General features: G+C 54.3%; 19 protein-coding genes. 17 read left to right on the forward strand and 2 right to left on the reverse strand.

Annotation, left to right across the window (positions count from 1 at the left end; all coding sequences use genetic code 11):
• Positions 1-231: 231 nt before the first annotated feature.
• Positions 232-1509: an S-layer homology domain-containing protein gene (locus NC979_RS08030; protein WP_190514621.1), complete on the reverse strand. Its 1278-nt coding sequence runs from the start codon at positions 1507-1509 to the stop codon at positions 232-234.
• Positions 1510-2059: 550 nt separating this feature from the next.
• On the opposite strand from NC979_RS08030, the gene NC979_RS08035 reads away from it, so the two are divergent.
• From NC979_RS08035 to NC979_RS08100, 14 genes are all read left to right on the forward strand, one after another.
• Positions 2060-3076, forward strand: coding sequence for a zinc-binding alcohol dehydrogenase family protein (locus tag NC979_RS08035; protein WP_190514622.1), 1017 nt, complete (start codon positions 2060-2062; stop codon positions 3074-3076).
• Positions 3077-3299: 223 nt separating this feature from the next.
• The gene (locus NC979_RS08040; RefSeq protein WP_190514623.1) at positions 3300-7511 is read left to right on the forward strand and encodes a WD40 domain-containing protein; all 4212 of its coding nucleotides are present in this window, start codon (positions 3300-3302) and stop codon (positions 7509-7511) included.
• A 295-nt stretch (positions 7512-7806) separates the two neighbouring features.
• Complete coding sequence (locus NC979_RS08045; RefSeq protein WP_190514624.1) at positions 7807-8349, forward strand: hypothetical protein; 543 nt, start codon at positions 7807-7809, stop codon at positions 8347-8349.
• A 173-nt stretch (positions 8350-8522) separates the two neighbouring features.
• Entirely contained in the window at positions 8523-9164 is a 642-nt protein-coding gene (locus NC979_RS08050) for a VOC family protein (protein WP_190514625.1), read from the forward strand.
• 238 nt (positions 9165-9402) lie between these two features.
• A complete protein-coding gene (locus NC979_RS08055; RefSeq protein ID WP_190514626.1) occupies positions 9403-11466 on the forward strand; it encodes a calcium-binding protein in 2064 nt (687 codons plus the stop codon).
• 14 nt (positions 11467-11480) lie between these two features.
• A complete protein-coding gene (locus NC979_RS08060; RefSeq protein ID WP_190514627.1) occupies positions 11481-12110 on the forward strand; it encodes an NAD(P)-dependent oxidoreductase in 630 nt (209 codons plus the stop codon).
• Between the two features lie 87 nt (positions 12111-12197).
• A complete protein-coding gene (locus NC979_RS08065) occupies positions 12198-13865 on the forward strand; it encodes a DUF3574 domain-containing protein (RefSeq protein WP_190514628.1) in 1668 nt (555 codons plus the stop codon).
• 144 nt (positions 13866-14009) lie between these two features.
• Positions 14010-15131, forward strand: a complete 1122-nt coding sequence (locus NC979_RS08070; protein WP_190514629.1) for an SMP-30/gluconolactonase/LRE family protein — start codon at positions 14010-14012, stop codon at positions 15129-15131.
• Positions 15132-15190: 59 nt separating this feature from the next.
• Positions 15191-15664, forward strand: coding sequence for a hypothetical protein (locus NC979_RS08075; RefSeq protein WP_190514630.1), 474 nt, complete (start codon positions 15191-15193; stop codon positions 15662-15664).
• A gap of 119 nt (positions 15665-15783) precedes the next feature.
• Positions 15784-16485 (forward strand): glutathione S-transferase N-terminal domain-containing protein, encoded by a 702-nt coding sequence (locus NC979_RS08080; protein WP_199308618.1) that lies wholly within the window; start codon positions 15784-15786, stop codon positions 16483-16485.
• 4 nt (positions 16486-16489) lie between these two features.
• Positions 16490-17014 carry a GNAT family N-acetyltransferase gene (locus tag NC979_RS08085; RefSeq protein ID WP_190514631.1) on the forward strand — a complete coding sequence of 175 codons (525 nt, stop codon included), beginning with the start codon at positions 16490-16492 and terminating at the stop codon, positions 17012-17014.
• Complete coding sequence (locus tag NC979_RS08090) at positions 17011-17661, forward strand: DUF924 family protein (RefSeq protein ID WP_347403878.1); 651 nt, start codon at positions 17011-17013, stop codon at positions 17659-17661. The genes NC979_RS08085 and NC979_RS08090 overlap by 4 nt, the downstream gene beginning before the upstream one ends.
• Positions 17662-17719: 58 nt before the next feature.
• Complete coding sequence (locus tag NC979_RS08095; RefSeq protein WP_190514632.1) at positions 17720-18172, forward strand: hypothetical protein; 453 nt, start codon at positions 17720-17722, stop codon at positions 18170-18172.
• 139 nt (positions 18173-18311) lie between these two features.
• The gene (locus tag NC979_RS08100; RefSeq protein ID WP_190514633.1) at positions 18312-18764 is read left to right on the forward strand and encodes a hypothetical protein; all 453 of its coding nucleotides are present in this window, start codon (positions 18312-18314) and stop codon (positions 18762-18764) included.
• Positions 18765-18839: 75 nt separating this feature from the next.
• Here NC979_RS08100 and NC979_RS08105 read toward each other — a convergent pair whose 3' ends face one another.
• Entirely contained in the window at positions 18840-19274 is a 435-nt protein-coding gene (locus tag NC979_RS08105) for a hypothetical protein (protein WP_190514634.1), read from the reverse strand.
• 959 nt (positions 19275-20233) lie between these two features.
• On the opposite strand from NC979_RS08105, the gene NC979_RS08110 reads away from it, so the two are divergent.
• The 3 genes from NC979_RS08110 to NC979_RS08120 all read left to right on the forward strand — a co-directional run bounded on the left by NC979_RS08110 (position 20234) and on the right by NC979_RS08120 (position 23771).
• On the forward strand, positions 20234-21487 hold the full coding sequence (locus NC979_RS08110; RefSeq protein ID WP_190514635.1) for a sedoheptulose 7-phosphate cyclase: 1254 nt from the start codon (positions 20234-20236) through the stop codon (positions 21485-21487).
• Positions 21484-22329 carry an O-methyltransferase gene (locus tag NC979_RS08115; RefSeq protein ID WP_199308619.1) on the forward strand — a complete coding sequence of 282 codons (846 nt, stop codon included), beginning with the start codon at positions 21484-21486 and terminating at the stop codon, positions 22327-22329. Before NC979_RS08110 ends, NC979_RS08115 begins: the two co-directional genes overlap by 4 nt.
• Before the next feature lie 197 nt (positions 22330-22526).
• A complete protein-coding gene (locus NC979_RS08120; protein WP_431191051.1) occupies positions 22527-23771 on the forward strand; it encodes an ATP-grasp domain-containing protein in 1245 nt (414 codons plus the stop codon).
• Positions 23772-23828 lie beyond the last annotated feature (57 nt).

Consider the following 23828-nt stretch of genomic DNA (forward strand, 5'->3'; position numbering starts at 1 on the left):
ATTGGGTGACGCGTTGGCCTCAGTAGATCACAAACACGCCTTTCTTGCAGTAATCTAGCCCTCGCCCTAAATCCCTCTCCCAAGCTGGGAGAGGGACTTTGAATTTTGCTTCCGGCTCCCTTCCCCTCTCCCAGAGAGGAGAGGGGAGGGGGGTGTAGCTTGCTTCCCGCAGGGTGGGCTGCGGGGACTTTGTAATCTACTGAACCAACAACTAATAGGCTTTCAAGCCTATTAGTTGACGATCGCGTCTACCGTCAGGTCAGAGCGCAGGGTGAGGTCGAGATCGCTGGGGCTAATGACCACTACCGCGCTGTTAGAGGTCACCTGGTTGTCGCCGTTGATGACGGCCCCAACCACGCTACCCAAGCCGCTGTTGCCGGTAATCCTACCTAGGATCGATTCGGCTGCACCGGTAATTAGTGCCCCTTGCAGGCTGCCGCCGCTGACGCTGTTGGTGGCAGCGATCGCGCTGGACTCGGCGTTGACGCTGTAGGTGCGGCCGTTGATCGTGAGGTTGTCGGCGACAAACTTAGCAGCTGTGATTGAGGAACCACGAATTTCTACCGGCACGATACGGCCCACGATGGTGCTGCCCGCAGGAACCAGCACTTGACCCTGGCTATTGCGAATTGGCTCGGTAGTTTGCAGGCTAGTGGCAACGGTTTGGCCAGGGGCTACCACAATATCCACATCGGCGCTGTTGTTGGGGTAGCGCACTGCTAGCTCAGTGCCGCTGGGTACTAGGCGGGGCGAGCTGGTGGAAGTTCCAGTGCCGGTACCAGTACCTGTACCGGTGCCAGTGCCAGTGCCGACTCCCACGATATAGCTGTTGGCGTTTTGCCCAGCTTGCAGCGCGGGCACGCGGCCCTGAGCCACCAGTGCCTGGTAGATAAAGGCCGCCACATCAGCCCGGGTAGCGGTGCGCTGGGGCTGCAGGGTGTCTACGTTGGGGTAGTTGACCACCAGTCGGTTTTCGGTGGCAGCCGCTACCGGCCCTTCGCCATAGCTAGGAATTTGACCGCGATCGCGGTAGACGCCCAACACTTCGTTGACAGAACCCCGAGGGCTGTAGTCGAGACCGTTGGCCAGAGCAACTAGGGCCTGCACCCGAGGAATTTGCTGCTCAGGCTGGAAAGCGCCGTTGGGATAGCCCGAGAGAAAGCCCTGGCCGTAGGCGTCTGCGATCGCAGCGCTAGCCCAGTAGTTGCTAGAGACATCGCTGAAGCGAGGCGCGGTGCGATCGAGGGGCTGGTCGAAGGCATTGCGCACAATGGCGGCAAACTGGGCTCGGGTCACCGGCTGGTCGGGGCGAAAGGTGCCGTCGGGGAACCCGGCAATGATTTGCTCAGCGGCAAGGGTCTCAATAAAGGGCCGCGCCCAGTAGCCCGAACCAACATCAGTAAACTCGGCGGTTTGGGCGGTGGCAGGCAGCGCCAACCCCATAAACGCTACAGAACCCAGGGCCACGAAGGCAGTGGTCTTGGCAGATAGATTCAGTACGGTGCTCATACTCAGTGATTCCTAGAAAAGCGGGGTGTTAACAGAGTCAATAGAAGGACAATAGAAATGGGCGTTATCCATAGCAAAATGGCCCCAAAACTAGCTAGAGCGAGTCAGAGGCAGCGCTATAGAAACGGGTTGCTCTACCGAAGCATCTCCGGTAGAACCAACAGCTTGGGGCAAATTATTCGCAAAACCCTGGGAATGGGGTTTGATGTTTAGCCGAGCCAAGTGGTAAATGCACGGGAACCTATGGGAGAAACGCTGCGCTTTTGGTTACGAGACCATCAGCACCGGGCTATTGTTCCCCCTTTTTGGGCTTATTTCCCAAAAGATTCGGTAAATCAGCCTTAGGAGATAGGGCGATCGCCCTTTTCCGCCCTTTCAAGCTCAGTCTAGTTAGTTTTGCTCTAAAGCGCCTGTGCCAACGGAGAGGCTTTGCGAATCACTATTCCAGTCGATGACTGGCGGACTTCAAACCTTAGCCCCCTAAAAACCGGCTTATCCTAAGGACGGACCCTTTGCTCTGCATCTGCGCGCAGCGAGCGCTCAATTCCCTATGAAAGCTGTTGCCCTCACCCACTATTTGCCCATTGGCGACCCAGAATCGCTCTTTGACGCCAGACTGCCTAAGCCCAGCCCCACCGGCCATGATCTGCTGGTTCGCGTAGAGGCCGTGTCTGTCAACCCGGTAGACGCCAAGGTGCGCGCTCCCAAAGACAAAGTCGAAGATAATCCTAAGGTGCTGGGCTACGATGCCGCCGGGGTGGTGGAAAGCGTCGGCGATGCGGTGACGCGCTTCAAGCCCGGCGATGCGGTCTATTATGCCGGAGACATCACCCGCCCCGGCTCCAACGCCGAGTTTCACCTGGTGGATGAGCGCATTGTTGGGGCTATGCCCCAAACCCTCTCCTTTTCTGAGGCCGCCGCTCTGCCCCTGACCACTATCACCGCCTGGGAAGCCCTGTTTACTCGCCTGGGCATTGATCGCAATGGCGGCCACCAAGGCCAGACGATTCTGATCATTGGCGGGGCCGGGGGCGTGGGGTCGATCGCCATTCAACTGGCCAAACTGGCTGGACTGGTGGTGATTGCCACCGCGTCGCGACCCCAGTCGCAGGCTTGGGTGAGAGAGCTAGGGGCTGACTACAGCGTCGACTACAGCGATGCCCTGATCGAAGAAATGGCCCAGCTCGGCCACCGCGAGGTCGATTTCATTGCCAACTTCAGCAACACCGATGCCTACTGGGGCGTGATGGCCGAGTTGATTCGCCCTCAGGGCAAAATCGTTGGCATTGTCGAAAACACCGACCCGCTAGACCTCAACCTGCTAAAGAGCAAAAGCGCTACCTTTGCTTGGGAATTTATGTTTACCCGCTCGATGTACCAAACCGCCGACATGGCCGACCAGGGCCACCTGCTCGACGAGGTCGCGGCGCTGATCGATGCTAAGACAATTCGCACCTCCTTGGGGCAAACGCTCTCGCCGATCAACGCTGCCAACCTGCGCCAGGCCCACGCCCAGATTGAGTCGGGGCGGACGATTGGCAAGCTGGTGTTGACGGGCTGGGGATAGGGTGAGCCCGCTAGCTGGGCAGTGGCCCCGAGCCTCCACGCTAACCAAAAACTATCGCAAGCTGGCCAGCGCTAGGGGCGGTGGGGCAGGGCAGTCTCGGGTTCTCGCTCCACTTATATAATTGCAGTAGGCGCAGGTCTAACGATCTCCATGAGTCTTGATCGGGCGATCGCAGAACTGGGCTACGGATACAGCGATCGCTACCCAATTCCAGGGCCGCGTAGTGAAAAGTCCTCTAAGTTCGAGACCTGCCATCGACTGGGGCGAAGCTCCAGATGTCTCGGTTTTCTTCGGTCGCGAGGTGGAGATTGCCACCTTGTCGCGATGGGTAGTTGACGATGGCTGTCGCCTGGTCGCGGTGTTGGGCATGGGCGGCATCGGCAAAACCACGCTGACCGCCAAGCTGGTCGAAACCCTAGTAGACCTACCCCAGGCTCCCTTTGAGAGAATCATTTGGCGATCGCTACGCCACGCCCCCAGGCTCGATGAACTGCTCGAAGATCTGGTGGGGTTTGTCTCTGACCAGCACGATACCCGAGGCACGCTAAAACAGCTGCTCTACTGGCTGCGTCAGACCCGGTGTCTGCTGCTGCTCGACAACATGGAAACCCTGTTGCACGAGGGGGAACGAGCGGGCTATTTTCGCGATGGCTATGAAGACTATGGCGATCTGCTACAGCTTGTGGCAGAAACCCGCCACCAAAGCTGTGTGGTGCTAACCAGTCGAGAGCAACCCGCCGTGGTGGGCATGTTGGCCGGTAACGAGTTGCCGGTGCGATCGCATCTGCTGACAGGCTCCCTAGAAGCGGCCCTTGCTCTGTGTGAGGCCAAAGGGCTAACCGGCTCAGACGCCGAAAAGCGTCAGCTGACCCACCGCTATGGCAACAGCCCCCTGGCCTTAAAAATTGTCGCTACCTCGATACAGAGCCTGTTCGACGGAGATATTGCCGAGTTTCTAGCCGAAGACACCGTTATTTTCAACGGGTTGCAGCGCCTGCTCGATCAGCAGTTTCGGCGGCTGTCTGAGCTAGAGCGAACGGTTATGTACTGGCTGGCCATCAACCGCGATTGGACTTCGATTTCAGAGTTGGTTGCCGATATTCAACCCCCGGCCTCTCGCCCACAGGTGCTAGAAGTTCTAGAGTCATTGCGCTGGAGAAGCCTGATTGAGACTCAGTCGGGACGCTATAGTCAGCAGCCCGTGGTGATGGAGTACGTGAGCGACCAGCTGATTGAGCAGATTTCCCACGAGTTGGCTAGCGTCGAGCCAGTTCTGTTTCTGCGCCATGCCCTGCTCAAAACCACCGTCAATGACTACCTGCGCGACAGTCAGAGGCGGCTGATATTGCAGCCGATCGCCCGCCAATTGAGCCAAACCTTTAGCTCTGAATCGGCTCTAGAGCAGCAAATGCTGCTGCTGCTGGAGAGTGTGCGCGGCCGCGAAACTCAGATGCCAGGCTATGGGGGCGGCAACTTGATCAATCTCTGTGCTCAGCTTGGCCTTGACTTAGCTGGCTACGATTTTTCTCACCTTAGCCTGCGCCACGCTTGTCTACCCAAGGCCAAGCTGCACCGGGTCAATTTTACCCAAGCCCATTTTATCCACACGGTCTTTAGTCAGACCTTTAGCAGCATTTTATCCATAGCCTATAGCCCAGACCGCACCCTGCTGGCAGCTGGAGACAGCAACGGTGGGCTACGGGTGTGGCGACTGGCCGACTATCAGCTGCTTCTCACCGTACAGGGGCACACCGACTGGGCCAAGGCGGTGGCCTTTAGCCCCGATGGACGCACCTTGGCTAGCGGCGGCGACGATGCCATGATTCATCTGTGGGACATCGCCACGGGCCAGGCGATGCTGACCCTCTCGGGCCACACTAACTATGTGCAGGCGATCGCCTTTCATCCCCAGGGGCAGCTGGCCAGCGGCAGCCACGACGGCACCCTCAAACTGTGGGATACCCACACCGGCAACGCCGTGGCGACCCTTGTGGGCCACAGCGCCCCCGTGCGCGCCGTGGCCTTTAGCCCCGACGGCACCTACCTGGCTAGCGGTAGCTCTGACTGCACAGTGAAACTTTGGGATGCCGCCACGGGCAGCTGCTTGGGCACTCTGGATGGTCATCGCGATCGCATCTGGACGCTGGCCTGGCATGGGGATAGCAAAACCCTGGCCAGCGGCAGCTCCGATAAAACAATTCGGCTGTGGGATGTGGCTACCCAAACCGGCATTCTGACCCTGTATGGCCACAGTCAACCCGTTCTCGCTGTGGACTTTAGCGCCGACGGCCAGCTGTTGGCTAGCAGCAGCGCTGATCAAACCATCAAACTGTGGGAGATCCCATCGGGCAACGCGCTGCGAACCCTGCGCGACCACCACGACTGGGTGTGGGCCTTGGCCTTTAACCAGCCACAGTTGGCCAGCGGGGGAGATGACCAGACCCTAAAATTTTGGGATGTGCAGACCGGCCACTGCCTCAAAACCCTGCGGGGGTTTACCAACCAGATCTTTGCGGTCGCTTTTCATCCCCACCAGCCCTGGTTGGTAAGCGGCAGCCTAGACGGCCTGGTGCGCCTCTGGAACTGGCAGACCGGGGAAACCCTGGCCACCCTGTCGGGACACAGCCTCTGGGTGCGTGCCACTCAGTTCAGCCCCGATGGCTGCACCCTGGCCAGTAGCAGCACCGACAAAACGATTCGCCTGTGGCAGGGGGCGCTCGCTCAATCCCCGCGGGAAAGAACCAGCCAAATCTTGCGGGGCCATACCGACTCGGTGCGTTCCCTCGCCTGGGACCCCACCAGTCAGTGGCTGGCCAGCGGCAGTGCCGACTGCACCATTCGGCTGTGGCAGGTAGCCACTGGTCAGTGCCTGCGGGTGTTAAGCGGCCATACAAACAAGGTGCGATCGGTGGCCTGGAATCCGGTGCAGCCCCTGCTAGCCAGCGTCGGCGATGACGAAACCCTGCGGCTCTGGCATACCGAAACCGGCGAGCAAATGCGGCTGTTGCAGGGCCACGACAAGTGGCTGCTTACCGTCGCCTGGCACCCCAACGGCCGATGGTTGGCCAGCGGCGGTGCCGACCAGACTATTCGCCTGTGGGATAGCGCCAGTGGCGAACTGTTGCAGGTCTTTAGGGGCCACCGCAGTCAGGTGCAATCGGTCGTGTTTAGCCCAGTTGAGCCAATTCTGGCTAGCGCCAGTGGCGACTCTACCATTCGGCTCTGGAGCATTGAGACCGGATCGGTACTGCGCATCCTGGGCGGCCACACCAACCAGGTGCAGGCCGTGGCTTTTAGCGCCGATGGGCAAACCCTGGCCAGCAGCAGCAACGACGGCATGATCAAACTCTGGCGCTGTGCTACTGGCGAGGAGGTGCGATCGCTCCAGCCCGAGCGCCCCTACGAAGGCATGGTGATTACCGGAGTCCAGGGGCTCACCGCTGGCCAGCTGGCGGTGCTGAAGGAACTAGGGGCCGTTGATCATGCCTCGCCCCCTGAGCTACCGCCCGCGCCGCCCGCTGCCTCAGCCCAACCCGCTGCCGACTCACCATGGGAAACCGCCGCTAGCTTTCCCAGCCACCTCACCGGCTACGACCCCACACTGGGCTGGAGAGGGCCGATCGCTGAGTCTTCAATCATCGGCGCGTCCTTGACTCCGAGGCCATCAGCGGTGGGCGGGAGCGCCCCAATTCTAGTTCCGGTAACCGGTCTACAAATACAGCTTTTTGACGGCTTCAGCCTTCGCTATAGCGGCGAGGTCGTGGCCGTCACTAGCGAGCGATCGCAGGCCTTACTGGCCTACCTGGTGCTCCACCCCCAGAGTCCCCATCGACGCCAGCAGATGGCCTACTGTCTCTACCCAGACCTCGGTGAAGCCCAGGCCCGCACGGCCCTGCGCAAAGATCTGTACAACTTGCGGCAGGCGCTGCCTGAGCCAGACTCGTTTTTGCACATTGAGGCCCAGCTGGTGCAGTGGAAACCAGGGTCTAGCTTTAGCCTCGACGTGGCCGCTTTTGAAGCTGCCCTAGACCGCGCCGAGGCCGCCCCGGCCGAAGACAGGGCCAGTCAGCAGCACGACCTAGAAGCGGCGATCGCCCACTACAGCGGTGCCTTGCTGCCCCAGCTAGATTATGAGTGGCTAGCGCAGGCTCGAGAACGCCTCCACCAGCGCTACCTAGAGGCGCTAGATCGTCTCATTGCTGTACTTCAGCACCAGCAGCAGTATCACCAAGCCATTCGCTACGGCCAGCTGCTGCTGCAAACCGACCCTCTGCGCGAATCGACCTACCAAGCGCTGATGCAGCTCCACCGCCAAAACGGCGATCGCGCCACAGCCATTCAGATCTATCACCAGTGCATGCAGGTCTTGCAGGATGAGTTGGGCCTCGACCCCAGCGCTGACACTCAGCGGATTTATCAAACCCTGCTGCAATAGATCAACTTCACAGCTACAGCCGTTGCTCCATTCACTTCACTAAGACATTAGGCATCTGTGAAAACGTTCAAATGTTTGGACGTTTATATTTTGCAATGTTTTGACTGAACTGGTGACGGCGGTAACGCCTTGTATTTACTGCCGTTTACCCCTAGCCAGCCCGACAGAACGCTGCTGGAACGCCCTGGAACGGTTTAGTAACGCCTCGCCCCTTAGGGTGGAACCAACCTGATAGATGACTCAGTTCGATAGCTACACCTGAACTGATTTATTTAGCCCCCAAGGAGCCAAATTCATGAAACGCTTTGCACTGTCTATATTAGCTGCCTCCGTTGCGGCGATCGCGATTGCTCCCGTAGCCTATGCGGTTGACTTTGATCAGCTACGCCAGGAAAACCTCGATAAAGATGCCGTTGATTTCGATCGCACTCGTCGCGAGAACCTGGAGAAATCCAACGCGGTTGACTTCGATCAGCTACGCCAGGAAAACCTCGACAAAGATGCTGCTAACTTCGATCGCACTCGTCGCGAGAATCTGGAGAAATCTAACGCGGTTAACTTCGATCGGTTACGCCAGGAAAACCTCGAGAAAAGTGCCATTGACTTTGACAGCGTCCGTCGCGAGAACCTAGAGAAATCCAACGTGATTGATTTCAAGCAGCTGCGCCAGGAAAACCTCGAAAAAAGTGCTGTTGACTTCGAGCGCCTGCGTCTCGAGAACCTGGAAAAATCTAGCGCGGTTGATTTCGAGCAGCTGCGTCAGGAAAACCTGGAAAAAAGTGCCGTCAGTTCTGATGAGCTGAGGCGGGAACATCTAGGGTTCGCGCTCGCTTACTAGGTTGTGGTTTTGTAGATGACTCATGTCTTAAGCAGTGTCTCCGCGCCTTTCTGGGGACACTGCTCCACTCAAACCTGAACGCCCAGGTTCAGAACAGATATTGCAAAGAACTTGCTATCAAATGACATCCCGAACAGCACAGTACAGCCCCAACTATGCAGGAGAATTATTCGATGCAGAACACAAATTCTGAATTCAAAATTATGGGTTTGAACCATGTCGCTCTAGTTTGCAAAGACATGGAACGCACAGTTGATTTTTACACCAACGTGCTCGGTATGAAGCTTGTCAAAGCCTTTGACCTGCCAGCCGGTCTTGGGCAGCACTTCTTCTTCGACATGGGTGAAGGCGAGTGCCTCGCCTTCTTCTGGTTCTCCGAAGCAGCCGATCGCCAACCCGGCCTTTCAAATCCTCGCGGCAGTCTGGATATGGCGGTTGATTTTGGTGATCCAGCTTCCCTAGTCTCATCCCATGGATCAATGAATCATTTCGCCTTTAACGTGCCGGCGGAGAACATCGAGGCATACCGACAAAAACTGATCGAGAAGGGCGTTCAGGTTAGTCCGGTAATTCACCACGATAACTCGCCGATGCAGGCCTCAGATCATGTTAACGATCAAACTTTTGTGAGTTCGATCTATTTTCAAGACCCGGACGGTATCGTGCTCGAATTTGCCGGTTGGCATCGAGAGTTCAGCACGTTATATGGCGACACCACCGATTGCCAACCGGCAACCCCGAAGGATGTTGAAAAATATCGGGCAGCAGGGAGAGCCTTCGCAATGTCCATGGCCGCTGCCAACGCGGGGGCGTGAGAAATTAGCTCGCTCGACCTAGCCTCTGAATTTTTAGGTTTAGCAAAGTTGCCCTTAGCTGGCGACTGCGAAACCCACCTAGCACTTAGCGTCTTCCATCGGAAGACCGCCAAACCTTAGGGGCTGTGTTTCCCCTTGGGATAGTTTCGCCGTTGTCTTTGAGCAGGGAACGGCGATCGCAAAGCAACATCCCACGCCCTGCACACCCGACTTATTTACATCAAAAGGAAATTTGATCATGGCGCTTATTACTGGCAGCAACGACAGCGACTTTGGCACCTCTGGCCTGGGCAATTTGCTCGGCACCGAAGATATCGACACAATTTTTGGCTTAGACGGGGACGACCTGATCGCTAGCTTGGGTGGCAACGACACACTGCTGGCTGGCGCAGGCAATGACTCAGTTTTCGGTGGCGATGGCGATGACCTGGCTTTTCTCGGTGATGGCAACGACCTCTTTGGCTGGAACCCTGGTGAGGACAATGACACCATCGAAGGCGGCAATGGGCTCGACACCATGCTCTTTAACGGTGCCAATGTCGCTGAACAGGTTGACATGTCTGCGGTGGGCGAGCGGCTACGCTTTTTCCGCGACATAGCCAACGTGGTGATGGATACGAACGATCTGGAGCAGGTCGACTTTAACGCCCTAGGCGGAGTCGACAACATCACCATCAACGACCTGACGGGCACCGACGTCAAGCAGATCAACCTCAATCTGGCCGCCGCTGGCTCAACGGCTGGCGATGGAGCGATCGACACCATCATTCTCAATGGCTCGGGCAATGGCGATGCGATCAAAGTCAGCGGGGGTGCGGGCAAAACCACTGTCAAAGGCCTAGCTGCTCAGGTGGACATTGTGGGCGGTGAAGGCGAGCGCGATCGCCTCGTCATCAACCCGTTGTCGGGGGTTGATCAGGTCACCGTTGACGACCTGACCGGGGCCGGGTTGCAGGCCGTCGAAGTCAATCTAGCGGCCTCGGGCTCAACCACCGGCGATGGCGCACCCGATCTCACTACCGTCAATGCTTCTCACCGCAACGATGTGCTCAACATCAGCGGCATTGGCAACAGCGCCACGGTGTCGGGGCTGGGGGCCGAGGTCAAAGTTTTGGGGGCTGACCTGGGGCAAGACCTGCTAGTGGTAAATGGCTTAGACGGCAACGACACGATTGACGCCACCAATCTCCTGGCTGACCCCAGCAGTTCTCCAGCGAGGGCCATGCAGATTTTGCTGGATGGCGGCAAAGGCAATGACTTGCTGCTGGGCGGTGCCGCCGATGACACGCTGCTGGGCGGCGACGGCAACGACTTTGTCGATGGCAAGCGCGGCAACGACAGGGCGTTCTTAGGGTCGGGCAACGATGCCTTTCTCTGGAACCCCGGCGAGGGAAACGACACCATCGACGGTGGCGCCGGCTATGACACGATGCTCTTCAACGGCGCCAATGCCAATGAAATCATTGGCATGCTAGCCAATGGCGAGCGGTTTACCTTCCTGCGCAATGTTGGTGCCGTGGTAATGGATACCAACAACTTGGAGCAGGTAGACTTCCGGGCCTTTGGGGGCGCCGACACCATCAATATCAATGACCTGACCGGCACCGACATTAAGCAAATCAACCTGAATTTGGGCATTTCGGGTACCACTGGAGGCGATGGCGAAATCGACACCATCAACATCGCCGGTTCAGCCCGTCACGATGCTATTCGCATCGCCACCTCAGGTCACGATGTAGTGGTCTCTGGGCTCACCGCCGACGTGTCAATTTTCCGGGCCGATGCCAGCGATCGCCTGCTGGTGTTCGGTGGCGACGGCAACGACCAAATCAAAGCCGACCACCTGGATCTAAACCGCATTCAGCTCACTATCGAAGGGGGCGCTGGCCACGACAACATGGTCGGCAGCGTCAACAGCGACACCGTGCTCGGCGGGTTGGGGAACGATAATCTGCTCGGCGGCAAGGGTGCAGACATCCTAACGGGGAATGAGGGCAGCGACTCCTTCCGCTTTGACCACCTAGATCAGGCGGGTGACACGATTACTGACTTTGTCGCCGCTGACGACCAAATCCTGATTCGGGCGGGCTTTGGCGGCGGGTTAAATGCCGGTGCCGCGATTTCAGCTAGTCAGTTTGTGCTGGGTGCTGCCGCCGCTGATGGCAGCGATCGATTCATCTACAACAACACCTCCGGCGAGCTGTTCTTTGACCGCGATGGCAACGGTAGCCATGCCCAGGTGCTGCTGACCACGCTGGGCGGTGCGCCGACGATTAGCAACGCCGACATTGTCGTAGTTTAAGCGGAGATTGAGAGATGAACATTGTCATTTTCGGAGCGAGTGGAGGCGTGGGCCGTTGCCTCATTGAGCAAGCCCTGGCGCAGAATCATCACGTTACAGCGGCAGTGCGGAATCCTGCAGCAGTAAATATCATTCACGAACAACTGCGCGTTGTGTCTTGCGATGTGTTCGACGCAGCTGCGGTCAGTCAGGCAATTGCAGGGCAGGATGTAGTGTTTTGCACATTGGGGACTGATGCCGAAGCACCCACGACCTTGTATTCAGCAGGTGCCCAAAACATTGTGCAAGCAATGCAAGCGCATCAGGTACGCCGACTCATTTTTCTCTCAAATTTCGGTGTACTCAGCGAAAAGGCGCAGGATTTGCCAGGAGCCGTACTCCTGTTTTTAATCAAATGCTTTATTCCCCATACCCTGGCCGATCATCGTCGGGCGCTGGAGAAAATTCGGGAGCACGCCCCGGAATGGATTGTCGTACGCCCCATGGCACTGACCAATGGTGCGTGGGGAGGGCGCTACCGCACAGTTGTTGATGGGCTTCCCGCTAAGGGTATGCGTATCGCACGGGCAGATGTCGCAGATTTCATGCTGCAACAGGCAACTAGCGATGACTATCTGTATCAGGTTCCGGCGATCGCCTACTAACAGGGCGGGGCTCCTGCCTCGGAGCCCCGCTGACATCGCTGTGATTGAGATGGACTTAATACTGGACGCAGGCAAAAGAAGATTCCTATGGCCCCTACAATTTACGCAGAAACCCACACCCAACAAGTCTTGTTGGGCATGGAAGCCAATAACATTAGCCCTGGGCTTGTTCAGCAGGATTTGTTTTTCGGACGCAATATTGCCGGTGATGGTGAAGTTTCAGAGGCCGATTTTCAGGCGTTTATCGATACCGAAATCACACCGCGATTCCCCAACGGCCTGACGGTCTACGGCGCCGATGGGCAGTTCCTAGACAGCACTGGCAGTCAAATTCAAGAACCCAGCCAGGTGGTCACTCTCATCTTTGAGAACACTTTGGAAAACCAGGCAGAAGTTGACCAGATCATCGAAACCTATAAGCAGCAGTTTCAGCAAGAATCAGTTTTAGAAATTGTCAATGCCGATTATCTTAAGGTTGGCTTTGACGAAGCTGACGACCTGATTGAAAATGACCCGATTCCAGAGCTGATTCAAGAGGATCTGTACTTTGGCCGCAACATTGCTGGGGGCGGCCAGGTCTCAGAGACTGAGTTTCAAGCTTTCATCGACACCGAAATTACACCGCGATTTCCCAATGGGTTAACGGCCTATGATGCCGATGGGCAGTTCTTGGACAGCGCTGGAAACTTGGTTCAAGAACCCAGTCAGGTGGTCTCGCTCATTTTTGAAGACACGGCGGCAAATGAGCAAAGTATCGATCAAATTATTGCTGCCTACAAGCAACAGTTCCAGCAAGAATCGGTTTTAGAAGTCGTCAACGAAGCTGTCAAAGTAGGCTTCGGACAATCGGAAGATCTAATCGACAATGACCCGATTCCAGAATTAATCCAAACTGATCTATACTTTGGCCGCAACATTGCCGAGGGTGGTGAAGTCTCAGAGGCAGAGTTTCAGCAGTTTTTAGATCAGGAGATTACCCCACGATTTCCCGATGGGCTCACGGTTTACGATGCTGATGGACAGTTCCTCAGCAGCACAAATGCCCTGGTTAAAGAGCCTAGTAAAATCGTTTCGCTCATCTTTGAAGACACCGTAGAAAACGAAGCGGCGATCGACCAGATTATCCAGGCCTACAAGCAAGAATTTGACCAAGAATCGGTTTTACAGGTTGTTGACGAAGACATTCAGGTCGCCTTTGACACTGACACGATCTTCCTAGGCGATTTGAACGATAGATTTGGGGGTTTCAAAGACTCCAACGACATCATTGATGGCCAGGGCGGCAGCGATCGCATTCGAGGTCTAAGCGGAGATGATCTGATACGCGGTGGGGCCGGCCACGATCGGCTCAAGGGTGATTCTGGTGATGACATTTTGCTCGGTGAAGACGGCAACGACACCCTCCTTGGCGGCAAAGGAATCGATACTTTAACCGGTGGCGCGGGTTGTGACGCATTCCGCTTTGACAGCTTGCATCAAGCCGGTGACAGGATCACTGATTTTGCTAGCGAAGGCGATCGCATCCTAATTCGAGCAGCAGGTTTTGGTGGCGGATTGGTAGCGGGCGTCGCCATTTCGCCAGAGCAATTTCGCTTAGGCACAGCGGCTGTCGATGGCAAAGATCGCTTTATCTACAACAATCTGTCAGGCGAATTGTTCTTTGACCCCGATGGTAATGGCTGCCAAGCCCAAGTGCTATTGGCCAAGCTTAGCGGTGCGCCCGCTCTAAGTAACGCTGATATTGTCGTGGTCTAGGCCACGCTCAAGCCCAAACTTTCCAACTGATGTGATCAAAGCCCCTCCAAGTTGAGGTCAGTAGAGCTTTGATTAACGTCAAGAATTGAGATTTTCACAACTAACTTCAAAACTACCACACCTCTAAAAAAGCAGGAGATTACTGTGTCCAATCTTCGTTCCGAAAACTTTCAACAGTCCATCAAACCTGAGCAAGCTGTGGGTATTGCTTCTCAAACTAGCCAGCGCGATCGCCTCCCGTTTGAAACTGACACCGAAATTGATGAACGGCAAAAGGTCAATATCGGCGACGGCAGAGTATTCGCCGGGCCAGATCTCTCGCCCCCCTTCCCCGAGGGAATTGTCGCCGATCGCAACCGCATCTATGTGGCCGGACCCGCCGCCTTGGGCGACAACGGCGGCCGCCCTTCAGAGGTGCGGGTCTTCCACCGGCTCACGGGCGAACTCCTCACAACTATTTTTCTCGAGGGAGAGCGGCTGTCAGAGATTCACGGGGTGGCTGGGGTAGCCGTAGATGGTCAACATCGCGTCTATGTGGTCAGCAGCCAGCTTGGTATTGTGCGTCTGAGTCCCCAGGATCAAGGCTACCGCCAGGAGATCTACTCCCCCGTTCTCCCTGAAATAGCCTGCAATCCGTCACTGCCGCCCACCCTGCCCTGTTCCCTACCCAATGAGATTACCTTTGGCCCCGACGGCTACCTCTACTGGAGTGACTCGTTTCAGAACACGATTTTCCGCGTTCCGCCCGGTGGTGGGCTGGCCGAGCCGTGGTTTCAGAGCGATCGCCTAGCAGGCTCGGCGACGGCCCCGTTTCCGGTTGGCCCCAACGGCATCAAGGTAACCCCAGATGGCACCGAGCTATATGTTGCGGTCACCACCTCCGCCTCGGCACCGGGTGGCGCCATCTACCGACTGCCCTTCGTCAATGCCCCTGCGGAGAATGACCTCAAGCTCTTTCATCAATATTTGCAAGGCGAAATGCCCGACGGCATTGCCTTTGGTCAGTCTGGCAAGCTCTATGTCGCGCTCCAGTCGCCCAGCGAAATCTCGATTCTTGCCCCCAGTGGTCGGGAGGAAGCGCGGCTCAAAGGTCCGACCAACTGCCCCATTGCCTACGATGCCCCAGCAGATTTTGCCTTTGACGATCGGGGCTCGGTGCTGGTGACCAACCACGCGCTGTTTAGCGGTAACCCGGCAGCGTTCGCTGTGCTCAAGGTCTTTGTCGGCGATCGCGGGGTAGAGACTGATGTGCCACCCCTGCCCTAAAGACAGTTTTAAGCCATTACCTAACCCCTAAACCCCCCCAACTAGGAGAGCAAATCACCATGATTCACCATATTTCTATCGATGCTCAAGAGCCCCTACGCGTTGCCAGCGTCTTAGCTGAGATCTGGCAGGGAAAGGTCTACAAATTTTTGGTCCCCGGTAGCTTTTTGGTCATGCCTTTTGACGACTACGGCACCCACATTGTGGTGTTTAAGCAAGGCGATGCTTGGATGCCAGGAGCTGATACTGAGTCAGCTAAAGTTCGTCAAACTGCACCCGCTCAGTTTATGCCCTCCCATGCGGCTATTTCCGTGCCCACTAGTCCTGATCAAATTGAGCAGATTGGGCAGCGCGAGGGATGGCGGGTGATGGCTCGCATTCGGGGTGACGTTGTGCCCTTCAGCGTAGTTGAGTTTTGGGCCGAAAATCGCACCTTGTTTGAGTTTATGCCGCCAGAGTTTGTGCCCCAGTATGAAGAAGCAATGCAGCCCGAGTCGATTCAAAAAATGATGGGCCAGCCATTAAATTCATAATTAACTTGGCGCAACGTACGGCAATGAGAGCCGACTGATTCAGCCCTTCTTAGTCGGTGAGAGTTTTCAGAACTGAGAGGCTCTAATCATTACAGTTTTTTGCTGAATCGTTTATCACGGTGGATTCCCACCGTAACTATCATGCACAATTTATCGCTAGAACTAGTTATCACTACTTCTGTCCTTTTGTACAGCGTGCAGTCATTCTACTGCTCGAAAAGGAGATTCCCCATCAGCTAATCCACATCGACTTAATGAACAAACCGGATTGGTTCCTTGAGATTTCTCCTTTGGGAAAAGTTCCTCTGCTAAAAGTGGGTTCGGAAGTGCTATTTGAATCGTCTGTTATTTGCGAATATCTGGACGAAACTACGCCAGGCTCGCTGCATCCACAGGATCCTCTTGAAAAGGCAAAGCACCGCGCTTGGATCGAATTTGCCTCCGCTACGCTCGTGGTTATGTATGACTTCTTGAATGCACCGACAAAAGAAACCTTTGGTCAAAAGCACCAAGAGTTAATGGGTAAGCTGGCCTGGATTGAGAGAAATCTGAGCACACCTTACTTCGGTGGCAAGAATTTTTCATTGGTGGATGCAGCCTATGCACCCATGTTTTACTACTTCGATGCCCTTGACGAGATTGCTGATTTTGGGTTGGCAAAGGCCCCTAAAGTAAATAACTGGAGACAAGATGTAAAGTCGCGCCCCTCTGTTCAGCGTGCTTTTGACAAAGACTATGCTCAAAAACTGCTGCTTATGTTAGATCAGCGCGATTCACATTTGTCTAGACTGGCACGGCATTCTAAGGTTCTGAGCAAATAAATCAATGATTAAAACTAAAAACCTTCAGCTACGCGCCGTGAAACCAATTCACATAGAACTGTTTTGGCGCAGTAGGGACGAGCTAGCAACTCTCCTACAGACCACCCTACCTAAACATTGGCCTCATTTCCCGGAAGCCTTTTCTCCTACTACCAATGAGCCTGCCGATGCTAACTCAGGGCTAACTCACTGGCGCGGATATTTCTTTATCTGGCCAGCTGGCGGCGTGCTGGTCGGCAATGGCGGATTTAACGGTCCCCCTGATCGCTCAGGGACGGTGGAGATTGGATACGAAATTGCCGCCGACTATTGGAATCGTGGATTTGCGACTGAGGCTGCTCAGAGAATGATTGATTATGCTTTTGCGCAAAGGGAAGTGCAAACGGTTGTAGCCCATACCCTAGCCGAAAAAAACGCCTCAAATCGTGTGCTGCAAAAAGTAGGGATGAGGTATGTCGCTGAGGTAGATAGCTCTGAAGTAGGCAAAATATACCGTTGTCAAATTAGCAGAGAGGAATATACACCGTGACTATTCAACCATTTGAAATGGTGCTTCAGTTCTGGTTTCCTGACCAGCTGAACCAGGGGCAGGCCGCCATCGTTCGCCAGTGGCAGTGGTGGTTTCGAGGTGGTATGAGCGCCAGTGAGAACGAGCGTTTTTTGCCGTTGCTCGAGCAGGCTATCCGAGGCGATCTTGACCACTGGGCTGAGGAGCCGCGATCGCGCTTAGCGCTCATCATTCTTCTAGACCAGTTTTCTCGAGCGATCTATCAAGGCACGGCTCGAGCCTTTGCCCAGGATGCGAAGGCCTGTCTACTGGCATTGGAGGGCATTAATGTCGGCCATTACTCCGCCCTCAAAACACCTTGGGAAAAGACGTTTTTCTTGCTGCCGCTAGGTCATTCTGAATCGTTGAAAAAACTGGATTTAGCGGTTCAACTGGCCGACGAACTGGTGCAAGAGGCCCTACCTAAAAATCGCGAATTGCTGGCATTTTCTGCCTCCCAAGCGCGTGCCCATCGAGAGGTGATTGCCCGGTTTGGGCGACAGCCCCACCGCAATGCTGTGCTAGGACGCATCTCAACTCCTGAAGAACTCGATTACCTAGCTACAGGCCAGTTGGTCCACACCCGTTCAATGCCGCCTCACCTGTCTGCACTGCTTAACGATGCATAACAGTGGAGAGTAATCTTACTTGCACTAATCAAGCTTGTTATTACGGATACTAAATAAGATGGATTTCCCCCACAGTTTTCTATTGTTTTACAGTATGCTCGTCTGCTATAACCTTGGCATCATCTGGTTTGGGCAGATTGTAGTCTATCCTCTGTTTGCAAAGGTTGGCTCAGCAGACTACGTCGCATACCACAGATTTTATTCTAGTCGAATACCGCTGCCCGTCATTCTTCCAGGTTTTGCCTGTTTGCTCTTGCCGATCGCACTCATTTTTCTTCGACCCGCGTCCGTGCCGTTAATGCTTGCTTTGGCTAATGCGGCCTGTGGTCTATTAGCGCTATGGGTAACGGTAGCGCTAGAAATCCCGCGCCATGCTCAGCTTGAGCAGGACGGTAAGCAGCCTGAGGTTATTCAAGAGTTAGTTCGCTATAACTGGCCACGAACACTTAGTATTTCTGGTTCTGCTGGTTTTACTTTAGCCATGGTGATGACGGCGTTCTCGCCAGCTTAATTAAATAGTAAAACTAGCTTGTCACACAGTTAGAAATATAGTTGCTGGTGCTTGAAAAAGTCCGCTCTTGAAGGGGCACTGAATAGTTTGTTTTACAGTTTGACTTGCAATAACAATCTCACTACGAAGGCTAAATACGATGGATTTTTCTCACGGTTTTTTACTGTTCTACACGGTGCTGATCTGCTACAACCTCGGCACCATCTGGTTCGTGCAGCTTGTGGTCTATCCTCTTTTTGCTAAGGTTGGCCCAGCAGAATATGTCGATTACCACAAGTTCTATTCCAGTCAAATACCGCTGCCGGTCATTATTCCGGGGTTTTCCTGCTTTCTTGTGCCCCTAGCGATCATCTTTCTGCGCCCCGAGTCAGTGCCCCTGGGGTTGGCCCTAGCCAATGCCGCCTGCGGTCTGCTGGGGCTGTGGGTCACGGTAGCGCTAGAAATTCCGCGCCATTTTCGGCTGGAGCGGGGCGGTAAACAGCCTGAGGTGATTCAGGAGTTGATCGCCTACAATTGGCCGCGAACTTTTGGCATCACCGGTTCGGCGGTCTTCACGCTGGCTATGCTGGCCCTGGCCTTTGCGCCAGCCTGAGTGCGATCCTGCAATTGAGCGCACGGTGGGTGTCAAGAAGCTCCTAAGATTCTCAGCAACTCGACACCCGTACCGTTATTTCACCGAAACGCGGCCATCGGGTTCGATGGTGATGCTGCGATCGCTCGGCTCACTGGGCGCGTCGTACAGTTCTACCCGCAGGATGTTGGGGCTGGGGCGATTGAGACGAACCCGCACGGGCAGCCGCTCTTGCGACCAGAAAAAGAACGAGGGTTTGGGCTGCCCAGCCCAGTTAAGACGGGTTTCGAAGCTGTTGCCGGTGTAGAGCAAGCGGGGACCGAGCAGGGGCGGCTGCTCTAGGCTGAGGGGGCGACTGCCCACATTGACGACTTGCACGGTGATGCGATCGCCTGGCGTAAACTGAATCTGCCCTGAGCGACAGTTGACGGTGCAGGGGTCAGCTACAGCAGCGGGCACGCTCCACAGCCAAGCCGCTAGGCCCATCAAACATCCCCCAATTAAAAAACCAGACGGCAAACGCTTCTTCACAGCAACGATCCTCACAGGAAACGGATCTTTTGTTGTAATCGCTACCAGGGTACGCTGGAGCCCTGTCTACACATCTCGTAGGAATTGCTAGCTATAGCGAGTTAGAGGGTTAGGGAAGGTATGTCACAACCGCAACCCTAGGGTAATTCACTATGTCTAGGGCATCTTGCTGTTCTTCGCGGCAAGATTTGAGGCTGTGGCATTGCTCCAAACTCTTTGCAGGCGGGCATCTTGCCGTGGAAGGTGCCATTTTTTAGAAGCTTATAGGTGGCTTCGTGCATCGGAGCCTAATGTAGCGAGTCAGCACAGCTTGCTGTCCTAAAACCTTGCCACCTAGACGGCACCTCACCCTGCTTGATGGTTTTGTTTTCGCGCTGGGTATTGCTCCGCTTAGGCAGCGGAATCAGCGCTGTATCTACGGTTGGTCCATACTTGAGCGCGATCGCTTGCCCCTTGCAGACAGGCACCAAACTGCTCGAACAACTCCTTGGCTGAGCCTTGCTGCTGCAACTGTTCTCTACCCATTGATAGAGTTCATCGTTCGCAGGAGTAAATTAAGCTACCCACAGTTTTGGCATTACTCCAGGATGATTCAAAAGAAGGGTGTTTTTGGAATCGTAACTTTTTGGGAGTTTGCCAAGTCTATCCGAATTCGAGTTTTTATTTACTCTTATTTTGTGGCGTCGGATTGGCTCTTCCAGCTATAGCTTTGTTGAAGCTTTTCACCTCAATGGCCCCTCAACATCTGCCAACTACTGAAGAATTTTCAGGCAGTTTGTTGAGGTAAAAATTGAGCGCAACTTGTTGGGCTGTCAAAGCCCCTTGTTCTAGACCATTTTTGGTCTATGGCAAATCATTCGTAGTGGAACGGTTTTGTGGAAATGGCTGCTTTTAGCATCTCCACCGACATATCTGCGTCCACTGGTTCCCTTAACTCAACGAAATTATCATTTAGAGTCATGAGCAATATTCAGGCGCAGTTTTCTGCCACTTCAGCCGGCTTTCAAGTTGAAGGCTATGAAAAGATCGAACTCAGTTTTCAGTTTGTTGAACGGTTATTCGACATTCATCAACCTGAATTGGCAAGTTATTACACGTCACTCAAGCGGTGTCTTGCAATTGTAGATGATACCGTTAACCAGTTGTACGGTTCTCAATTGCAGCAATACTTTCAGTACTACGGAGTTGAATTAACGGTCTTTCCGGTCTCTATTAAAGAGCCTGATAAGACGATCGCAACTTGGCAGACCATCATTGATGCCTTTTGCCGCTTTAATCTTTTACGCAAAGAACCTGTTTTGGTAATTGGTGGTGGTTTGGTGACAGATGTAGCAGGGTTTGCCTGTGCTGCCTATCGCCGGAGCACAAACTATATTCGGATTCCGACTACGTTGATTGGTCTGATTGATGCCGGAATCGCCATCAAAGTGGCGGTCAATCACGGTAAGTTGAAAAACCGTTTAGGGGCTTACCATGCTCCGAAAGCAACCTTCCTCAATTTTTCATTTCTGCGGACGCTGCCCGTCGATCAAATTCGCAATGGCATGGCAGAACTAGTCAAGATTGCTGTCGTCTCCAATCGACAAGTGTTTGACCTGCTCGATCGCTACGGTGAAGATCTGTTATACACCCACTTTGGCTACCGCAATGATGATAGTGCTCTGCAAAAGATTGGACATCAGGTAAACTACGAATCGATCAAAACCATGCTGGAGCTAGAAACTCCTAATTTGCATGAGTTGATGCTCGATCGCGTGATTGCCTATGGTCACACCTGGAGCCCAACCTTAGAACTCACGCCAGATCCACCGCTACTCCACGGTCATGCCGTCAACATTGACATGGCATTTTCCGCCACCCTTGCCGCCCGTCGGGGTTACATTACCTCGGCAGAGCGCGATCGCATTTTAGGATTAATGAGCCGTTTGGGATTAGCTCTGGATCATCCTAGTTTAGATATTGAACTGCTTTGGAAAGCCAATCAATCCATTACTCTCACCCGTGATGGTTTACTGCGGGCAGCGGTTCCCCATCCCATTGGGAAATGCCACTTCGTCAATGATTTAACCCGTGAGGAACTAGAAGCAACGTTGCAAGAGCACAAGAATTTATGTGCCGATTATCCCAGAGCAGGGGATGGGCTCGATGCCTACGTGAAGCCAGAAGAGAGCTTCGCTAAACCCGTTCCTTCCCTGGTGGGAGGTAAAGTATGACCTTCGGCGGCACCAATTCCATGCCCACACCTCCACCCCGCCCCATTACTCCTGTAACTATTGCGGCTCACCATTTGGAGAAGGCGATCGCCCTGTTGCCTCGGGTGACAGATAATCCTGGCGATTTAAGCACCCATCTCCAAAAAGCACTGCTGCTAATCGCCGGGTTGGATGGCTATCTAGAGCGATCGACTACACCCGAATCACCTGCTTTGACGCAGATTGCTCAAAAAACGCAGCACGAACCCTGGCAGGCAAAATTTGAGGGCGGGGAAACGGAACAACAGCTAGAGCAGGAAATGCTAACCGGGCATCTAGAAGGGCAAGCCTTGAAGATGTTTGTGCGCATGACCGGGGCAAAGCGAATTCTAGATATTGGAATGTTTACCGGATACTCGGCCCTAGCAATGGCAGAGGGCTTACCCGATGATGGTCATATGATTGCTTGCGAAATTGACCCCTACGCCGCCCGATTTGCCCAAAATTTGTTTGAGCAATCGCCCCACGGACACAAGATCGATGTCAAATTAGGGCCTGCCTCCGACACCCTGGATCAACTGATTGCCGACCAGGCAAGCTTTGATTTTGCCTTTATTGATGCGAATAAGGCGGGTTACGTGGATTACTACGAAAAGCTGATTGGCAGCAATTTACTGGCCCCCAATGGCTATATCTGTGCGGACAACACCCTGTTTTTGGGAGAAGTTTACCTAGCAGAATCAGAGCGATCGGATACTGCTCAGGCGATCGCCCACTTTAACCAGGTCGTTGCTAATGATCCCCGGACCGAACAGGTGCTCCTCCCGGTGCGGGACGGGCTCACGCTCATTCGTCGAGTTTGAGGGATGGGCTAAAGATCATGACTGAAACATACCGATCCATGTCAACTGAAACGCTACTGCCTAGGCAGGCAGACACAACATCCCCGACCAAAACCGTTACAGCAGTCCGCAATCTTCAGACCGTCATTTGGGCAATTCTACAAAATTTTGGCGTATTGGCTTTATTGGCAATCGCCCTGCCCTTCAATTTGGCGATCGTGCTGGGGTCGCTTCTCTGGAGTCGGTTACGTCGTTCCTCACCTTCGATCATTGCAGCCGAGCAGCCAAAAAGCATCTTAATTGCAGGCGGCAGAATGACTAAGGCACTTCAGCTGGCCCGTTCATTTCATGCGGCTGGGCATCGGGCAATTTTGATTGATACAGAAAAGTTTTGGCATAGCGGCAATCAATATTCCAACGCGGTTGCGGCGTTTTATACCGTGCCCGATCCGGCAAAAGATTTGCAGGGTTATATCAATGCCCTGCAGGCGATCGCCCGGAGAGAGAAGATTGACTTGTTTATTCCCGTTGCAATTTTCTCTGTGCTTTACTACGACGGAATGACAGAGCATCCATTAGCAGACTATTGTGAGGTCTGTCATTTTGACGCTGAAACGATTCGGATGCTGGATGATAAATTTGCCTTTGCAGAACAGGCGCGATCGCTCGCTTTGACCGTGCCAAAGTCCTATCAAATTACATCCCCAGAACAGGTCTTAAACTTCGACTTTTCTAAAGAGAAGCGAAAGTATATTCTCAAAAGTATTCCCTACGATTCTAAACATCGGCTCGATCTGACCAAACTGCCTTGTGAAACCTCAGAAGCTACGGCTACATTCGTGAATGGTTTACCCATCAGCGAAGCCAAGCCCTGGATTCTGCAAGAGTTCATTCCAGGGCAGGAATATTGCACCCACAGCACCGTTCGCGACGGTCGATCAACGCTCTACTGCTGTTGCAAATCCTCCGCCTTCCAGGTGAATTATCAGCAGGTTGATAAACCCGAAATCGTCGCTTGGGTCGAAAGGTTTTTGTCGGCTGTTCCAGGCTACGGGCAGGCTTCTTTTGACTTGATTCAAGCCGAAGACGGAACGGTTTATGCGATCGAGTGTAACCCCCGCACCCACTCGGCACTCACCATGTTTTATAACCATCCCGGTGTTGCCGACGCTTACCTCAATCCCACAGCTTCCCTAGAACCCCTGCAACCGCTCACGAGCAGCAAACCTACGTACTGGCTTTACCACGAACTCTGGCGGTTAAACGAGGTGCGATCGCTCCAACAACTGCAACGCTGGTTCAGCAATATCTGGCAGGGTAAGGAAGCCATTTTCATGGTGAATGACCCGCTCCCGTTCTTGATGGTGCACCACTGGCAAATTCCCCTGCTGCTGCTCAATAGTTTGAGGAAGCTGAGGAGTTGGATTCGCATTGATTTTAATATTGGAGAATTGATTGAGTAAGGATCTGCTGGTTCTGACTCAGTTTGGTAAAATCTTCTCGAAGCCGTGCATGGCTTA

The sequence above is a fragment of the Leptolyngbya subtilissima AS-A7 genome, assembly GCF_039962255.1.
GTDB lineage: Bacteria > Cyanobacteriota > Cyanobacteriia > Phormidesmidales > Phormidesmidaceae > Nodosilinea.

What these genes read in the sequence shown, in the direction of transcription:
- NC979_RS08050 (WP_190514625.1), top strand. Translation starts at nt 8,523, where the DNA reads ATGCAGAACACAAATTCTGAATTCAAAATTATGGGTTTGAACCATGTC.
- NC979_RS08065 (WP_190514628.1), top strand. Translation starts at nt 12,198, where the DNA reads ATGGCCCCTACAATTTACGCAGAAACCCACACCCAACAAGTCTTGTTG.
- NC979_RS08055 (WP_190514626.1), top strand. Translation starts at nt 9,403, where the DNA reads ATGGCGCTTATTACTGGCAGCAACGACAGCGACTTTGGCACCTCTGGC.
- NC979_RS08060 (WP_190514627.1), top strand. Translation starts at nt 11,481, where the DNA reads ATGAACATTGTCATTTTCGGAGCGAGTGGAGGCGTGGGCCGTTGCCTC.
- NC979_RS08085 (WP_190514631.1), top strand. Translation starts at nt 16,490, where the DNA reads ATGATTAAAACTAAAAACCTTCAGCTACGCGCCGTGAAACCAATTCAC.
- NC979_RS08075 (WP_190514630.1), top strand. Translation starts at nt 15,191, where the DNA reads ATGATTCACCATATTTCTATCGATGCTCAAGAGCCCCTACGCGTTGCC.
- NC979_RS08045 (WP_190514624.1), top strand. Translation starts at nt 7,807, where the DNA reads ATGAAACGCTTTGCACTGTCTATATTAGCTGCCTCCGTTGCGGCGATC.
- NC979_RS08030 (WP_190514621.1), bottom strand. Translation starts at nt 1,509, where the DNA reads ATGAGCACCGTACTGAATCTATCTGCCAAGACCACTGCCTTCGTGGCC.
- NC979_RS08115 (WP_199308619.1), top strand. Translation starts at nt 21,484, where the DNA reads ATGACCTTCGGCGGCACCAATTCCATGCCCACACCTCCACCCCGCCCC.
- NC979_RS08100 (WP_190514633.1), top strand. Translation starts at nt 18,312, where the DNA reads ATGGATTTTTCTCACGGTTTTTTACTGTTCTACACGGTGCTGATCTGC.
- NC979_RS08035 (WP_190514622.1), top strand. Translation starts at nt 2,060, where the DNA reads ATGAAAGCTGTTGCCCTCACCCACTATTTGCCCATTGGCGACCCAGAA.
- NC979_RS08110 (WP_190514635.1), top strand. Translation starts at nt 20,234, where the DNA reads ATGAGCAATATTCAGGCGCAGTTTTCTGCCACTTCAGCCGGCTTTCAA.
- NC979_RS08095 (WP_190514632.1), top strand. Translation starts at nt 17,720, where the DNA reads ATGGATTTCCCCCACAGTTTTCTATTGTTTTACAGTATGCTCGTCTGC.